Here is a 15,020-nt window from a genome sequence, read left to right on the forward strand (position 1 = left end):
AAGGGCAGCAAGGAGGACGACGGCGGCAGCGGTCTTTTCGGGCCCCCTGCCCAGCGCTCCGGGGCACGAATGTGGCGAGTCCCACACCCGGGCGCTTAAACGCCGATGGGCCGGCTCGAAAGCCGGCCCATCGCCGTCGTCAATTCCTCAACGCGGGGCGTTTACCACTTGCCCTTGCGGTTGAAGTCGCGGTGTCCGCTGTCGCCGCCGTGGCGGGGCTTGCGGGAGCCGTCGCCGTGGCCACCGAAGCGCGAGTCGCCGGCCTGGCCCCGGTCGCTGAAGGACCGCTCCGACCGCTCGGTGTAAGAACGTCCGCCGCGCTCAGCAGAGGACCGTTCGCCGTCGTTCTTCCGGAATTCCTTCTTGAACCCGCCGTTGCCCTTGAAGTTGCCTCCGCGGTTGCCCTGGTAGCTGGGACGGTCGCCGGAAGGCCTGCGGCCGTTGTCCAGCTCGAGGTGGATCAGCTCGCCACCGATCCGGGTACGGGACAGGGCGCGCAGCTGCTCGGGGCTCAGGTCTGCGGGCAGCTCCACCAGGGAGTGGTCCGAGCGGATGTCGATCCCGCCGATCTGCGCGGACGAGATGCCGCCTTCGTTGGCAATGGCGCCCACGATGGAGCCGGGCATGACGCGCTGGCGGCGTCCCACGGCGATCCGGTAGGTGGCATTGCCCTCGGTCAGCGCGCGGGTGGGCCCGCGGGAACCGAAGCCGTCCTTGGAGCGCTCGCGCTTCTGGAATTCAGGAGCGGCGGGCAGCTCCTTGACCAGGAGCGGCTGGCCGCCCTGCGCCATCACGGCAAGGGCCGCAGCGATCTCTGCTGCCGGGACGTTGTGCTCTTCCTCGTAGGAGGCGATGAGGTCGCGGAACGCCGCGACGTCCTCGGAGGCGAGGGTCTCGGTGATGCGCTCGGCGAACTTGCCCAGGCGCAGCGTGTTCACGGTCTCGGCCGTGGGCAGGTGCATCTGTTCCACCGGCTGGCGGGTGGCCTTTTCGATGGAACGCAGCAGGTACTTCTCCCGCGGCGTCATGAACAGGATCGCTTCGCCGGAACGGCCGGCACGGCCCGTGCGGCCGATGCGGTGCACGTAGGACTCGGTGTCATGCGGGATGTCGTAGTTGATGACGTGGCTGATCCGCTCGACGTCAAGGCCACGGGCGGCGACGTCGGTGGCCACCAGGATGTCGATCCGGCCTTCCTTCAGCGCGTCAACGGTGCGCTCGCGCTGCTGCTGCGGGATGTCGCCGTTGATGGCGGCAGCCTGGAATCCGCGGGACTTCAGCTTGTCGGCCAGGTCCTCGGTGGCCATCTTGGTCCGCACGAAGGCGATGACGCCGTCGAAGTCTTCGACCTCAAGGATGCGGGTCAGCGCGTCCAGCTTCTGCGGGCCCATGATCTGCAGGTAGCGCTGCCGGGTGTTGGCACCGGTGGTGGTCTTGGACTTGACCTGGACCTCGGCCGGATTGTTGAGGTACTGCTTGGACATCCGGCGGATCTGACCCGGCATGGTGGCCGAGAACAGCGCCACCTGGCGGTCCTCCGGGGTCTGCTGGAAGATCTGCTCCACGTCTTCGGCGAAGCCCATCCGCAGCATCTCGTCAGCCTCGTCCAGCACCAGGTACTGGAGTTCGGACAGGTCCAGGGAACCCTTGGAGATGTGGTCGATCACGCGGCCGGGGGTACCCACAACCACCTGGGCGCCGCGGCGGAGGCCGGCGAGCTGGGGGCCGTAGGCGGACCCGCCGTAGACCGGCAGCACGGTGAAGTCATCGATGTGCTTGGCGTAGGAGGTGAACGCTTCGGCGACCTGGAGCGCCAGCTCGCGGGTGGGAGCCAGGACCAGGGCTTGGGTCTTCCGGGAGGGGCCGTTGAGGTCGTGGAGTTCGGCCAGGCGGGACAGTGCCGGTACTGCGAATGCTGCAGTCTTACCGGTGCCGGTCTGGGCCAGGCCCACGACGTCGCGGCCTTCAAGCAGCAGCGGGATGGTGGCTGCCTGGATGGGGGACGGCTTTTCGTACCCGACGTCCTGCAGGGCGGCCAGGACGCGGCCATCGATGCCAAGATCGGCGAACTTGACGGTGTTTTCGTCTTCGTCCGCAGCAGGGGTGGCCGTGGCGGGCGCCTCAGCAGCGGAGGCTTCCGCGGCGGGAGCCTCGGCAGCAGGCGCTTCAACAGCGGGGGCTGCGGCGGGAGCGGTTACGGGAGCCTCGGCGGCGTCCTCGACAACAGCGGTGGTTTCGTTCTGGTTTTCGGGCATAGGGAGATATTCCTCATCCATAGGGGGCCAGGCGGCACAACCCGAGGTGAGCGGAGCCGCAGTACACGTGCCGATGGTGCCGGGCAGACGTTGACCGGCCGGTCACAGAAGTCCGGCGCTTTCGCAATCCCGTGGCAGGACTTCGCGCTGCATCTCTTGGCTGCTATCCCAGCAGTCTGTACAGCGTTTTCTTTAGCCGGCTCTCCCTATGAAAATGCCCGCATCGCTTGCGCGGGCCCCAACACTTGCCAGTCCTGCCTCAAAAATTGGGCAGGAATAAGGGATTTCCGGAGTGGGGGATATTTCAAGTGTAAGGGACGGACACCGCCTGCGGGAAATCAAGGGCCCGACGACGGCGGTGAGCTTGCGCACACGGCCCGGGAACAGCGCGCAACGGGGCTTGTGGCGGCTACTCCCCCAGCCTCCGCATCAGTGCCTCGAACCTGGTGTGGTATTCCTCCTGGAGCCTGATTTCGCCGTCGGCCTCGGCATCGCGGAGGGCCTCGACGGCCTCCGCGTCGGGCGCACTGAACCACCGGCCGATGGTGACTCCATGGCGCGGCACGAATGTTTGGTGGATGTAATCGCCCGCCTGGATGGTGCCGGTGCGGATGACGCGCAGGTAGGCGCCCACCCGCCCTTCCTCGGTGAAGCGCTTCACCCATTGGGGTTCCTTCATCCGGCGTTGGAAGGTGGCGCAAGGGACGCGCGGAGAGGTGACCTCAAGGACGACGTCGGCGCCCACCTGCCAGCGCTCCCCGATCACCGCGTTGGTTGGTTCGATGCCGGAGACCCGCAGGTTCTCCCCAAAGATTCCCGGCGGCAGCTCGCGTCCGAGCGTCCCGGCCCAGAAGTCCGCGTCGGACTGCGAGTAGGCGTAGATGGCCTGGTCCTCGCCGCCGTGGTGGACCCGGTTGGCCTGGATGTCCCCGTGCACGCCCAACTTGTGCACCTTCACGGGACCTTCGGACGCGCGTTTGTCGATCGCGGTGACTCCAACGTTTCCCTGGTCTCCCAGGAGCTGGTGGACGCAGCAGACGGCGAGGACAGAAGCTGGTTCCATGGCTTCAGTCTAGGGTTCCTGCCGGTGGTGCCAATCTCGTCAACTCACTGTTGCAGGGACTACGCTGGGTCGAGACTTGCAGGTGGGGGTGCAGCGCTGCGCCCAAATAGTGTTGACAACCGAGGGGGACGGCCGTGGACTCGAACGAAAAAGACCCGAAAGAGGACCCGGAGAAAACACCTCCGGAGGGAGGCGGAAGCGTCAAGCCGCCGCCTTGGCAGGTCCCCAAGCCGGAGCTGCGCCCCGACCTCCTCAACGAGCCCGTCCCACCAGTGGATCCGTTTGCCCGCGAGCGCGAAAAGCAGCTCAACGCCGCTGCGGCGCGGAAGAAGCGTTCCCAGCGACGCACGGTGGTGGTGGGCCTGGGCGTCACGGCCCTCCTGGCGGGAACCATCACGGCGGTGGTGGCCAGCAACGAGGATGACCCCGAATACGCGCAGGTCTGCTTCAACGACGACACCGGCGAGCGCGTCGAGGACACCAACTGCGACAGCTCCGCCGGCCGCAGCGGCGGCGTCTACGCCTGGTATTTCTACTCCCGCGGGGCCAGCGTTCCGCCGGTGGGCCAGAACAGGTCCACGGCGCCGGGTTACACGCGGACCATCCCCAGCGGGGCAAAGGCCTCCACGGGGTACAGCAGCAAGGGCGGCACGGTCAGCCGCGGCGGGTTTGGTTCCAGCGCCAAGAGCGGCTCGAGTGGCGGCGGCGGCAAGGTCTCGGGAGGCTGAGCGGTGAAGAGACTGACATCCCAACCACGGCCCGGCTGGAAGCAGAAGATCGAAGAGCAGGGCCTGGTCTTCTCCACCACCACCATGGACGACGGACGCCGGATCGAGTACTGGAACGAATCGGCGTATTACGAGTTCAGCATGGACGAGGTGGAGACTCTTGAGGTCGCGGCCGAGGACATGCACCGGATGTGCCTGGAGGCGGCGAAGTTCCTGGCCACCGGGGCCATGGGGAGCATCGGCATCGGCCCCCAGGCCTTGGAGCTGGCGGCTGAATCCCTGCAGGCCGCCGACGTGGACGTCTACGGCCGGTTCGACTTCATCTACGACGGCCGGGGCGGCCCGGCCAAGATGCTCGAATACAACGCCGACACCCCCACCGGACTCATCGAGGCCTCCGTGGCGCAGTGGTTCTGGCTGCAGGACGTGTTCCCGGAGAAGGACCAGTGGAACGGCATCCACGAGGCCCTGATCCGGCAGTGGAAGAAGTTCCAGTACCGCACCGGCATGAGCACCCTCCACGTGGCCCACTCCGAGGTGGAGGAATCCGGCGAGGACTGGATGACCGCCGCGTACATGCGCGACGTCGCCAGCCAGGCGGGATGGACCACCATCGGGATCAACATGTCGGATATCGGTTGGGGCCCCAACCTGAACCGGTTCGTGGACCTGGACAACTTCATGATCAGCACCATCTTCAAGCTGTACCCGTGGGAGCTGATGATGAAGGAAGAGTTCGGGCCCCGCCTCCTGGAACGTGCCCATAATCCGCGATGGGTTGAGCCGGCCTGGAAAATGCTGCTCTCCAACAAAGCCCTGCTGGCCGCCTTGTGGCACCTCTACCCGGACCACCCCAACCTGCTGCCCGCGTACCTCACGGACCCGGGGCCGCTGAAGGAATGGGTGGCCAAGCCCCTGCACGGCCGCGAAGGCGACAACATCCGGATCCACGCGGACGGCCTCACCGTGGAACAGCCCGGCGGTTACGGCCGCGAGGGCTGGTGCTACCAGCAGTACCATGCCCTTCCCGACTTCGACGGCAACCGTCCCGTGCTGGGCCTTTGGGTGGTGGACGGCGAATCCGTGGGCTGCGGCATCCGGGAATCCGACGGCCCGGTCACGGACTACTTCTGCCGCTTCGTACCCAACACCATCGACGCACCGGCACCGCTTTCGGCCGTGGCCAACTCCAGCAAGGCAGGTATCGTCCTATGAACCCGGAGACAGCATGAGCACGGATATCACGACGACGGGAGGCCCCGGCAGCGGGCCCGGCGCCCCGGTGCCGGGCAAGGGATTGCGGGCCGGGATCCTGGACCTCGGCGACTCGGTAATGCTGGGGCTGGCCTCCACTGCCCCGGTGTACTCGCTGGCCGCCACCTTGGGCCTGATCGTTGCCGTGAACGGCAACTACACTCCCCTGATCCTGCTGTTGGGATTCGTCCCGGTCCTGTTCATCGCCTACGCCTTCCGCGAGCTCAACAGTGCAATCCCGGACTGCGGCACCACTTTCACCTGGTCCCGCCAGGCTTTCGGCCCGTGGGCGGGCTGGTTGGGCGGCTGGGGAGTGGCACTGGCCGGGATTGTGGTCCTGGCCAACCTTGCCCAGGTGGCCGGCCAGTATGTGTGGCTGCTGGTGGGTGACGGATCGCTTGCGCAGAACAAGGTGGTGGTCACCGCCACGGGCCTGCTGTTCATCGTCCTGATGACCCTGGTGAACTACCGCGGTATCCGGTTGGGTGAGCACGTCCAGCGGGTGCTGACCTATGTCCAGTACATCGCCCTGGGCGTCTTCGCCCTTGCCCTGGTGGCGCGGATCGTGGGCGGCGCCCCGGAGGGCCAGGCCTTCGACTTTGAGTGGTTCAACCCGGCGGGAGCCTTCGCCGATCCCGGAGCCGTGGTGCATGGAACCCTCCTTGCCCTGTTCATCTACTGGGGCTGGGACACCTGCCTTGCCGTGAACGAGGAGACCGAGAACCCCGCCAGTACGCCCGGCCGCGGGGCCGTGATTTCAGCGTTCGTCCTGATGGCGATCTACGTTTCGGTGGCACTGCTGGTGATGATGTACGCCACCGTGGGCTCCGAGGGCATCGGCCTGGGCAACGAGGCAAACAAGGACGATGTCTTCCTCGCCATGAAGGACGTGGTCCTGGGACCCTGGGGCTGGCTGATCGTCGTCGCGGTCCTGGCTTCCGTCCTGTCCTCCACCCAGACCACCATCCTGCCAACGGCCCGCGGCACCCTGTCCATGGGTGTCCACGGGGCCCTTCCGGCGAAATTCGCGGAGGTCCACGAGCGGAACCAGACGCCCGGTTTCTCCACCCAGGTGATGGGCGGGGCGGCTGCTGCCTACTACGTGGCCATGAGCTTCCTGAGCGAGAACCTGCTGGCTGACTCCATCAGCGCCATCAGCCTGTTCATCGCGTTCTACTACGCCCTCACCGGGTACGCCTGCTTCTGGTACTTCCGGACCACCTTGCGGGACTCAGCACGGAACCTCTGGTTCCGCGGCATCCTTCCCCTCCTCGGGGCGGTGCTGCTGACTGCTGCGTTCTTCGTCTCCGCCGTGCAGATGTGGGACCCGGCGTACGGGAATACCCGGATCCTCGGCGTCGGGGGTGCCTTTGTCAGCGGCGTGGTGCTGCTGGCGCTGGGCGTGGTCCTGGCAGCCGTGTGCAGGTTCCTGCCGGCCACCCGCGGCTACTTCGAGGTGAAGCGTTGAGCGCCGGCCCGTCCGATGTCCTGGACCTCGACTCCCTGCTGTCAGCAGACGAGCTGGAGCTCCGCGAGCACATCCGGGACTACACCCGCCAACGGATCAAACCGGATATCGCCCGCTGGTACGAGGACGCGGTGTTCCCGCTGGAGCTGGCCACCGAACTCGGCGAGCTGGGCGTCCTGGGGATGCACCTGGAAGGCTATGGCTGCCCGGGCCGGACCGCCGTCGAATACGGACTCGCGGCCATGGAACTGGAAGCGGGCGACTCCGGAATCCGCACGTTCGTGTCCGTCCAGGGTTCGCTGGCCATGACCGCCATCCACACCTGGGGCTCGGAGGAGCAGAAGCAGGAGTGGCTGCCGCGGATGGCCGCCGGCGAGGTGATCGGCTGCTTCGCCCTGACCGAACCCAGCGCTGGTTCAGATCCTGCCGCCATGGCCACCTTCGCCGAGCGGGACGGCAGCGGGGATGACGCCGGGTGGGTGCTGAACGGCGCCAAGCGGTGGATCGGCCTGGCCTCGGTGGCCGGGGTGATGGTGGTCTGGGCCATGACGGACGACGGCGTGCACGGTTTCCTGGTGCCGGCGGGAACCCCCGGCGTGACGGCAACGCCCATCCGGCAGAAGCTCTCCATGCGCGCGTCCATCCAGTGCGACGTGGTGTTCGACGACGTCCGGCTGGGTCCGGAGTCGCTGCTGCCTGCGGCCCGCGGGCTGCGCGGCCCGTTCACCTGCCTGAACGAGGCGCGGTACGGCATCGCCTGGGGCGCGATGGGCGCCGCCCGCGACTCGTACGAGGCCGCGCTGGCCTATTCGCTGGACCGCCTGCAGTTCGGCAAACCGCTGGCCGGCTACCAGCTTACGCAGGAGAAGCTGGTGAACATGCTGCTGGAGATCCAGAAGGGCACCCTCCTGGCACTGCACCTGGGCCGCCTGAAGGACGCCGGGGCCCTCCGGCCGGAGCAGATTTCGCTGGCCAAGCTGAACAACGTCCGCGAGGCCATCGCCGTGGCGCGCGAAGCCCGGACCATCCTGGGTGGCAACGGCATTACCGGCGACTACTCACCGCTCCGGCACGCCGCGAACCTCGAGTCGGTCCGGACCTACGAAGGCACCGACGAGGTCCACACCCTGATCCTGGGCAGGCATATCACCGGGTTGGGCGCCTTCCACTGACCCTTCTTCCCAACCAGGTCGGAGTTGTTGTCGTTTTGGCGGTCCAAAACGACATCTAGTGCGAGCCAGTTGGGAGGGCGCGGGGCGAACGGGGCCGCAGGGAGCTCAGGCGGAGAAGCCGCCGTCGGCCTTGATCAGCTGCCCGGAGACCCAGCGCCCGGCGGGCGAGAGCAGGAACGCCACCGTTCCGGCGACGTCTGCAGGGGTGCCGAGGCGGCCGGTGGGCTGCTGGGAGGTGAGCGCTTCCTTTAGGTCGGGAGTCATCCATCCCGTATCGATGGGCCCCGGGTTCAGGACGTTCGCCGAGATGCGCTGTGGACCCAGCTCGCGTGCGGCGGCAATGACGATCCGGTCCAGGGCACCCTTGGAGGCGCCGTAGGGAAGGTTGAACGCGGTGTGGTCGCTGGTCAGTGCCACGATCGCGCCGCCGTCGTCCGGGGCCTGGCGGGCGAACGCGGCGATCAGCTGCCAGCTGGCGCGCGTGTTCACCGCGAAGTGCCGGTCGAAGGACTCCACGCTGGTGTCCAGCACCCCCGAATCCACCGATTCGGCATGGCTGAGCACGAGGCCCCGCAGCGGACCGGCCAGCTCCACGGCCTCGGCCACCAGCCTGTCCGGCACACCGGGGTCCTGCAGGTCTGCGGGTACGGCGTGGACCGTGGCGCCGATGGCTTCGAGCTCGGCGGTAAGGCGGAGGACATCGTCCGGCTCACTCCCCCACGGCATCCGGGCGTCATAGCCCGCCCAGTACGAGAGGACGAGGTCCCAGCCATCGGCGGCCAGCTGCCGGGTGATGCCGGCACCGATGTTCCCGGTGCGCCCGGCGCCGGTGACCAGGGCAACGGGGCGGGCAGCGGCGGGTGCGTCTGATTCCATCCGACCAGCCTAGCGCCGCCTTGTGGGGCGCTGGTTCAGGCCGCAGCCGGCTCCGCTGCCCGCGAACTCCGGTCCCGGCGGATGGTGGCGCTGATGATCGCAGCGATGGTGCACATGGCCGCCGCACCCAGCCAGGCGTAGGTGTAGTGCCCGGTGGCATCCCGCAGGGCTCCGGCGGCGATGGCCGCCGCGGCGGCGCCGAGCTGGTGGGCCGCGAACACCCAGCCGAAGACCACGCTGCCGTCCGCACCAAACGTTTCGCGGCAGATGGCGGCCGTGGGGGGAACGGTGGCTACCCAGTCCAGGCCGTAGATCACCACGAAGACGATCATGCTGGGCTGGACCTCGGCGTTCAGCAGCAATGGCAGCACCAGCAGGCCGATGCCTCGGAACTGGTAGTAGACGGCCAGCAGGACGCGGGGATTGAACCTGTCGGTCAGCCAGCCGGAGGCGATGGTGCCGATGATGTCGAAGATCCCGACGACGGCGAGCAGTCCCGCGGCCGTGGTTTCGGGCATGCCGTGGTCGTGCGCGGAGGGGATGAAGTGGGTGCCGATCAGCCCGTTGGTGGTGGCTCCGCAGATGGCGAAACCTGCCGCCAGCGCCCAGAACGTCCGGACTTTGATGGCCCGGCGGAGGACCTGGAGGGCGCGGACGGCGGCGTTGGCGCGGGGCCCGTCCGCGGCTGCGGGGACTTTGGCTCCGTCCGGCATCACGGTGTCCGCGGGCACCGGGGGCAGGGCACCGTACGGCAACACCCCGACGTCGGCGGGCGAGTTCTTGAGGAACTTCAGCACCAGCGGGACCACGGCGAGGGCGCCCGCGGCGATCAGCAGGGATGCCTGCCGCCAGCCGGGGTCCTGTGCCAGGAGGGCGATGAACGGCAGGAAGACGAGCTGGCCGGCGGCGCTGCCGGCGGTCAGGATGCCGATGACCAGCCCGCGGTTTTTGGTGAACCAGGTGTTGGCGATGGTGGCCGCGAAGACCAAGGCCATGGAACCGGTGCCGAGGCCGATCAGCAGGCCCCAGGTCAGCAGGATCTGCCAGGACTGGTTCACCAGCACCGTCAAGGCGCTGCCGAGGCCGATCAGGACCAGGGCTGTTGCCGTGACGGCGCGGATGCCGAACCGTTCCATCAGGGCGGCGGCGAACGGTGCGGTCAGGCCGAACAGGACAAGGTTGATGCTGACCGCAGCCGACAGGACCGTGGTGGACCAGCCGAACTCCTGCTGGAGCGGGACCATGAGCACCCCGGGGGCCGCCCGGAATCCAGCCGCCCCGACCAGCGCAAGGAACGCCACGGCGGCGACGATCCATGCCGGGTGCAGCCGGCGGCGCCGGACCGTGTCCGGCCCGGCGGCGGCTTCGGCGGGTAGTTCGGCTGCTTCCTCGGGCAGGGTGCTCACGCGGCCGTTCCCTCCCGGGCTGCGGTGGACAACCGGATGGGCTGCTCGGACCGTGACCGGCTGTGCCAGCTGGTGTTCGCGGCGGTGAGCCGTTCCCCGCACCTCGTGCAGGTGTCGGCCGAGGTGGTGGGTTTCCCGCAGCCCGAATGGATGACGTACAGGTGGGCCTGCTCCGAGGGCGCGGGCAGGTGCTTCTCCGCCCAGATGGTGACCGCGTTCAGGACCGGGAGTGCGTCTTCACCCATGGCGGTGAGCACGTATTCCTGGCGGGTACGGCCGCCGTCGTCGTACGGCTTCTTCTCCAGCAGCCCGGACTCAACCAGACCCGCGAGCCGCTTGGTGAGGACCGAGTCGGCCACTTCGAGGCGGGCCTTCATGGGGTCGAACCGGCCGTTCCCGAAGAAGACCTCGCGCAGGACCAGGACGGACCAGGGGTCGCCCAGGATGTCCAGGCCGCGGGCCATGCTGCAGGTGCGTTGGGACCAGTCAGATCGGAGAGGCATACGGGAACCCTAGCTGACTTTCTTCAAGAAAGCCAGGGTTCCCCTGCCGCCGCTACGGTATTGCGGAAAAGGCTTGGTCGAGGTCGGCGATGAGGTCCTCGACGTCCTCGATGCCGCAGGACAGGCGCAGCAGGTTGACCGGAACTGCCAGCTCGGTACCTTTCACCGAGGCGTGGGTCATCTCTGACGGGTAGTTCATGAGCGATTCGATGCCGCCGAGCGATTCGGCCAGGGTGAACACGGTGGTGGACTCCGCCACCTTCCGGGCCGCGGCTTCACCGCCCTTGAACTGCACGGACACCATGCCGCCGAACTTGCGCATCTGCGTCCTGGCGAGTTCGTGGCCGGGGTGCGTCGGCAGGCCCGGGTACAGCACAGCCTCCACTTCAGGACGCTCCAGCAGCCACTCGGCCACCGCCTGGCCGTTCTCGCTGTGCCGGTCCATGCGCACGCCAAGCGTCTTCAGCCCCCGGGTGGTCAGGAAGGCGTCCATCGGCCCGGAAACCGCACCTACCGCGAACTGCACGAAACCGATCTTCTCCGCCAGCTCCGCGTCCTTGACCACCACGGCGCCGCCCACCACATCCGAGTGTCCGCCAATGTACTTGGTGGTGGAGTGGACCACCACGTCGGCACCGAGGGCCAGCGGGTTCTGCAGGTAGGGCGAGGCGAAGGTGTTGTCCACCACCAGCAGGGCGCCGGCGGCGTGGGCGATATCCGCGAGCGCGGCGATGTCCGTGATCTTCATCAGCGGGTTGGAGGGGGTCTCCACCCACACGAAGCGCGTCTTGTTGGCAGCGACGGCGCTGCGGACGGTGTCCAGGTTGGCCATGTCCACCGGGGTGTTGCCGATCCCCCAATCGCCCAGCACGCGGCTGATCAGCCGGTAGGTGCCGCCGTACGCGTCGTTGCCGAGCACGATGTGGTCGCCCGGGCGGGTGAGGGCACGGATAAGGGCGTCCTCCGCAGCCAGGCCGGAGCTGAAGCTGTAGGCGTGCGTCCCGAGTTCCAGGGCGGCAAGCTGTTCCTGCAGCGCGTCCCGGGTGGGGTTGCCGCCGCGGCCGTACTCGTAACCGCTGCGCAGGCCGCCGATGCCGTCCTGGGCGTAGGTGGAACTGAAGTGCAACGGGGGGACCACGGCGCCGGTACGGGGCTCGAAAGCCTGGCCGGCGTGGACGGCCCGGGTGTTGAAGCCTTGGTTCTCAGAGGCAGTCATGGGTGCTCCTTTAGTTGCTCAGGTAGGCCAGCAGGTCGTGCCGGGTGAGGATTCCCACGGGCGCGCCCACAAACGTGACCATCAGGGTATCCGTGTCCGAGAGCAGCTCCCTGGCGGCGGAGATGGTTTCCAGCGACCCGATCACGGGCAGCTTGGGGCCCATGTGTTCGGAAATCTTGTCCGTCAGCTTCGCTTCGCCGCGGAACAGCTTGGCGGTCAGCGTTCGTTCGTCCACGGCACCCAGGACCTCACCCATGACCACGGGCGGTTCCTGCGAGAGGACCGGGATGTGGCTGACGCCGAACTCGGTCATGATGTTGATGACGTCCCGCACGGATTCGTTGGGGTGGATGTGTACCAGGTCCGGAAGTTCGCCGGTCTTGGACTTGATGACCTCACCCACCGACGTTTCCTCGCCCCCGGAGAGGAAGCCGTAGGAGCGCATCCACTGGTCGTTGAAGATCTTCGCCAGGTATCCGCGGCCCGAGTCGGGCAGGATGACCACGACGACGGCACTTTCGGGCAGGTCCCGCGCCGCCTTGAGCGCTGCCACCACCGCCATGCCGGAGGAACCGCCCACCAGCAGGCCTTCCTCCCGCGCCAGGCGCCGGGTCATGGCGAAGGAGTCGGCGTCGCTGACGGCGATCACGTCGTCGGGGATGGACTTGTCGTAGTTGCCGGGCCACATGTCCTCGCCCACGCCCTCGACGAAGTAGGGCCGCCCGGTGCCGCCCGAGTAGACCGAGCCCTCGGGGTCGGCGCCGATGATCCGGACCACGCCGCCGTCGGACTCCGGCCGGTCAGCCGAAACTTCCTTCAAATAGCGGCCGGTCCCGGTGATGGTGCCGCCGGTGCCGGCGCCGATGACGCAGTGCGTGATCCTGCCGTCGGTATCACGCCAAATCTCAGGGCCGGTGGTCTTGTAGTGGCTGCCCGGAGCGGCGGGGTTGGAGAACTGGTCCGGCTTGTAGGCACCGGGTGTCTCCCGGGTGATCCGGTCCGAGACGCCGTAGTAGCTTTGCGGGCTCTCCGGCGGGACCGACGTGGGCGTGACCACCACTTCGGCGCCGTAGGCCTGCAGCACGGCCCGCTTGTCCTCGCCCACCTTGTCCGGGACCACGAAGATGCATTTGTAGCCCTTTTGCTGCGCCACCAGGGCCAGGCCCACGCCGGTGTTGCCGGACGTCGGCTCCACGATGGTGCCGCCCGGCTTCAGCTTGCCTTCGCGTTCGGCATCCTCGATCATCTGTGCCGCGATGCGGTCTTTGATGGAACCGCCGGGGTTCAGGTACTCCAGTTTGACCAAAATGGTGGCTTTGATGCCCTCGGTCACGTGGTTGAGTTTGATGAGCGGCGTATTGCCGATGAGGTCCAGGATGGACTGGGCGTACTTCATAGATACAAAGCTACCGCTTCCTGCAGGCCGTTCCCCGCCCGGGATGCGAGGATAGCCCGGTGATGCAGTTCGCATGGCTGAAAGCCACCCGCAGCTACCTGCTGCCCGGCGCAACCCTGGCGGCAGGCCTGGCCACCCTCGCCGTCGGCGCCCTCCCCGTCCCGGCCTTCGGCGAACTGGCCGGACGCACCATTCCCATCCTGGCTTTCGTGCTGGCCATGTCCCTGGTGACCGAACTGGTGGACGAGGCAGGACTTTTCCGCGTGGTGACGAACCGGTTGGCGGCGCTGGGCAGGGGCAGCGTTTTCACCCTCTGGCTGTTGGTGGTGGCCGTGGCCACGGTGGCCACGGTGTTCCTGTCCCTGGACACCACCGCCGTGCTGGTGACACCCGTGGTTGTCCTCCTGGCTGTCCACGCCCGGATCCCTCCCCTGCCGTTCGCGCTGACCAGCATCTGGCTGGCGAATACGGCCTCACTCCTGCTGCCCGTCTCCAACCTGACCAACCTCCTGGCCCAGGACCGGCTTGGCCTGAGCCCATGGCGCTTCGCGGGACTGGTCTGGGCGCCCGCCGTCGTGGGACTGCTGGTCCCCCTCGTCCTGCTCTGGTTGGCGTTCCGGCGGGACCTGCGCGGAACCTACGGGCCGCAGCCAACGCATCCCGTCCGCGACCGCACCCTGTTGAAGGCCGCCGCCGTGACGCTCCTGGTCCTGCTCCCGGCCCTGGTCTCAGGCGTCCCGGTCCAGTACCCCGCCCTTGCCGCGGCGGCGGTCCTGCTGGCGGTCTTCCTGCGCCGCAGGCCCTCGGCCCTGCGTTGGTCCATGGTCCCGTGGCGGCCGCTGATGCTGACAGTGGGCCTGTTCATGCTGATGGAAACGCTGCACGCACACGGGCTGACCACGCTGCTGGCAGGCATCGCCGGATCGGGCGACGGACTGCCGGCACTCCTGCAACTGGCCGGGCTGGGCGCGGGGGCGGCCAACGCCGCGAACAACCTTCCCGCCTACCTGGCCCTGGAGCCGGTGGCCGGGTCTCCGGCCAGGCTGGCCGCCCTGCTCATCGGCGTGAACCTGGGCCCGCTGGTGAGCCCCTGGGCTTCGCTGGCCACGCTGCTGTGGCATGAGCGCCTGCGGGTACTGAACGTCCCTGTCAGGTGGGGCGGGTTTGCGGTGGCCGGGCTGGTGGCAGTCCTGCTGACGGTGCCGCTGGCCGTGCTGGCGCTGTGGCTGGTTTCCGGGATGCCCTGACGGCTCGTCTTTCCAGGGTGCTCAGGCGCCGTCCGGGGTCCCGGTGGCCTGCGGCGCGAGGTTCTGCCAGAGCCCCATCACGTTGCCCTCGGAATCCTGGAAGTATGCCGTGTAGCCCATGCCGGGGATCTCGTTCCTGGGCATGACCACTGCACCGCCCAACTCCTCCACCGTCTTCAGTGTGGCGTTGATGTCCGGAACATCCACGGTGATGACGGGAGCGGTGATCCGTCCTTCCCTGGCCATCATTCCGCCGTTGATCGCCCCGGGCGTGGTTGGCTGCCCGGTGGCCGCATCCATGTCCGTGGTGATGACCATGGTGTAGTCCATCCCCGGCACCGGTTCCATCCGCCACCCCAGGGCTTCCTGGTAGAACTTCATTGCCCGCTCAGGGTCGTCCGCGGGAATCTCAAAATGCACTGCTCCGCCCACCATG

13 protein-coding genes are annotated in these 15,020 nt (G+C 67.8%); 5 read left to right on the forward strand and 8 right to left on the reverse strand.

Going from position 1 to position 15,020, the window contains the following annotated elements:
• Nucleotides 1-161 precede the first annotated feature (161 nt).
• A complete protein-coding gene (locus DFO47_RS00965; protein ID WP_133830351.1) occupies nt 162-2,255 on the reverse strand; it encodes a DEAD/DEAH box helicase in 2,094 nt (697 codons plus the stop codon).
• A 409-nt stretch (nt 2,256-2,664) separates the two neighbouring features.
• Nucleotides 2,665-3,318: an MOSC domain-containing protein gene (locus tag DFO47_RS00970; RefSeq protein WP_133830352.1), complete on the reverse strand. Its 654-nt coding sequence runs from the start codon at nt 3,316-3,318 to the stop codon at nt 2,665-2,667.
• Between the two features lie 134 nt (nt 3,319-3,452).
• Here DFO47_RS00970 and DFO47_RS00975 point away from each other — a divergent pair, with 134 nt between their 5' ends.
• From DFO47_RS00975 to DFO47_RS00990, 4 genes are read left to right on the forward strand one after another with little or no spacing between them, the layout of a single operon-like run.
• Nucleotides 3,453-4,046 carry a Tat pathway signal protein gene (locus DFO47_RS00975; RefSeq protein ID WP_133830353.1) on the forward strand — a complete coding sequence of 198 codons (594 nt, stop codon included), beginning with the start codon at nt 3,453-3,455 and terminating at the stop codon, nt 4,044-4,046.
• 3 nt (nt 4,047-4,049) lie between these two features.
• Nucleotides 4,050-5,261, forward strand: a complete 1,212-nt coding sequence (locus DFO47_RS00980) for a glutathionylspermidine synthase family protein (protein ID WP_133830354.1) — start codon at nt 4,050-4,052, stop codon at nt 5,259-5,261.
• Nucleotides 5,262-5,274: 13 nt separating this feature from the next.
• Nucleotides 5,275-6,768, forward strand: a complete 1,494-nt coding sequence (locus DFO47_RS00985) for an APC family permease (protein ID WP_109044327.1) — start codon at nt 5,275-5,277, stop codon at nt 6,766-6,768.
• Nucleotides 6,765-7,940 (forward strand): acyl-CoA dehydrogenase family protein, encoded by a 1,176-nt coding sequence (locus tag DFO47_RS00990; protein ID WP_133830355.1) that lies wholly within the window; start codon nt 6,765-6,767, stop codon nt 7,938-7,940. The genes DFO47_RS00985 and DFO47_RS00990 overlap by 4 nt, the downstream gene beginning before the upstream one ends.
• A 105-nt stretch (nt 7,941-8,045) precedes the next feature.
• Here the strand turns inward: DFO47_RS00990 and DFO47_RS00995 are convergent, their stop codons facing one another.
• Genes DFO47_RS00995 through DFO47_RS01015 form a run of 5 tightly spaced genes read right to left on the reverse strand, consistent with a single transcriptional unit; the run spans nt 8,046 to nt 13,337 of the window.
• Nucleotides 8,046-8,816 carry an SDR family oxidoreductase gene (locus DFO47_RS00995; protein WP_018760523.1) on the reverse strand — a complete coding sequence of 257 codons (771 nt, stop codon included), beginning with the start codon at nt 8,814-8,816 and terminating at the stop codon, nt 8,046-8,048.
• 35 nt (nt 8,817-8,851) lie between these two features.
• Entirely contained in the window at nt 8,852-10,213 is a 1,362-nt protein-coding gene (locus DFO47_RS01000; RefSeq protein ID WP_243835317.1) for an MFS transporter, read from the reverse strand.
• A 5-nt stretch (nt 10,214-10,218) separates the two neighbouring features.
• Nucleotides 10,219-10,725 carry a helix-turn-helix domain-containing protein gene (locus DFO47_RS01005; protein WP_026264312.1) on the reverse strand — a complete coding sequence of 169 codons (507 nt, stop codon included), beginning with the start codon at nt 10,723-10,725 and terminating at the stop codon, nt 10,219-10,221.
• Between the two features lie 52 nt (nt 10,726-10,777).
• On the reverse strand, nt 10,778-11,941 hold the full coding sequence (locus DFO47_RS01010; RefSeq protein ID WP_018760526.1) for a cystathionine gamma-synthase: 1,164 nt from the start codon (nt 11,939-11,941) through the stop codon (nt 10,778-10,780).
• 10 nt (nt 11,942-11,951) lie between these two features.
• Nucleotides 11,952-13,337, reverse strand: a complete 1,386-nt coding sequence (locus DFO47_RS01015) for a cystathionine beta-synthase (protein WP_018760527.1) — start codon at nt 13,335-13,337, stop codon at nt 11,952-11,954.
• Between the two features lie 62 nt (nt 13,338-13,399).
• On the opposite strand from DFO47_RS01015, the gene DFO47_RS01020 reads away from it, so the two are divergent.
• Nucleotides 13,400-14,584, forward strand: coding sequence for an SLC13 family permease (locus DFO47_RS01020; protein ID WP_133830651.1), 1,185 nt, complete (start codon nt 13,400-13,402; stop codon nt 14,582-14,584).
• Nucleotides 14,585-14,605: 21 nt separating this feature from the next.
• Here DFO47_RS01020 and DFO47_RS01025 read toward each other — a convergent pair whose 3' ends face one another.
• Nucleotides 14,606-15,019, reverse strand: a complete 414-nt coding sequence (locus DFO47_RS01025; protein WP_018760529.1) for a VOC family protein — start codon at nt 15,017-15,019, stop codon at nt 14,606-14,608.
• Nucleotide 15,020: the final 1 nt, after the last annotated feature.

The organism is Arthrobacter sp. AG258 (assembly GCF_004364695.1).
GTDB lineage: Bacteria > Actinomycetota > Actinomycetes > Actinomycetales > Micrococcaceae > Arthrobacter.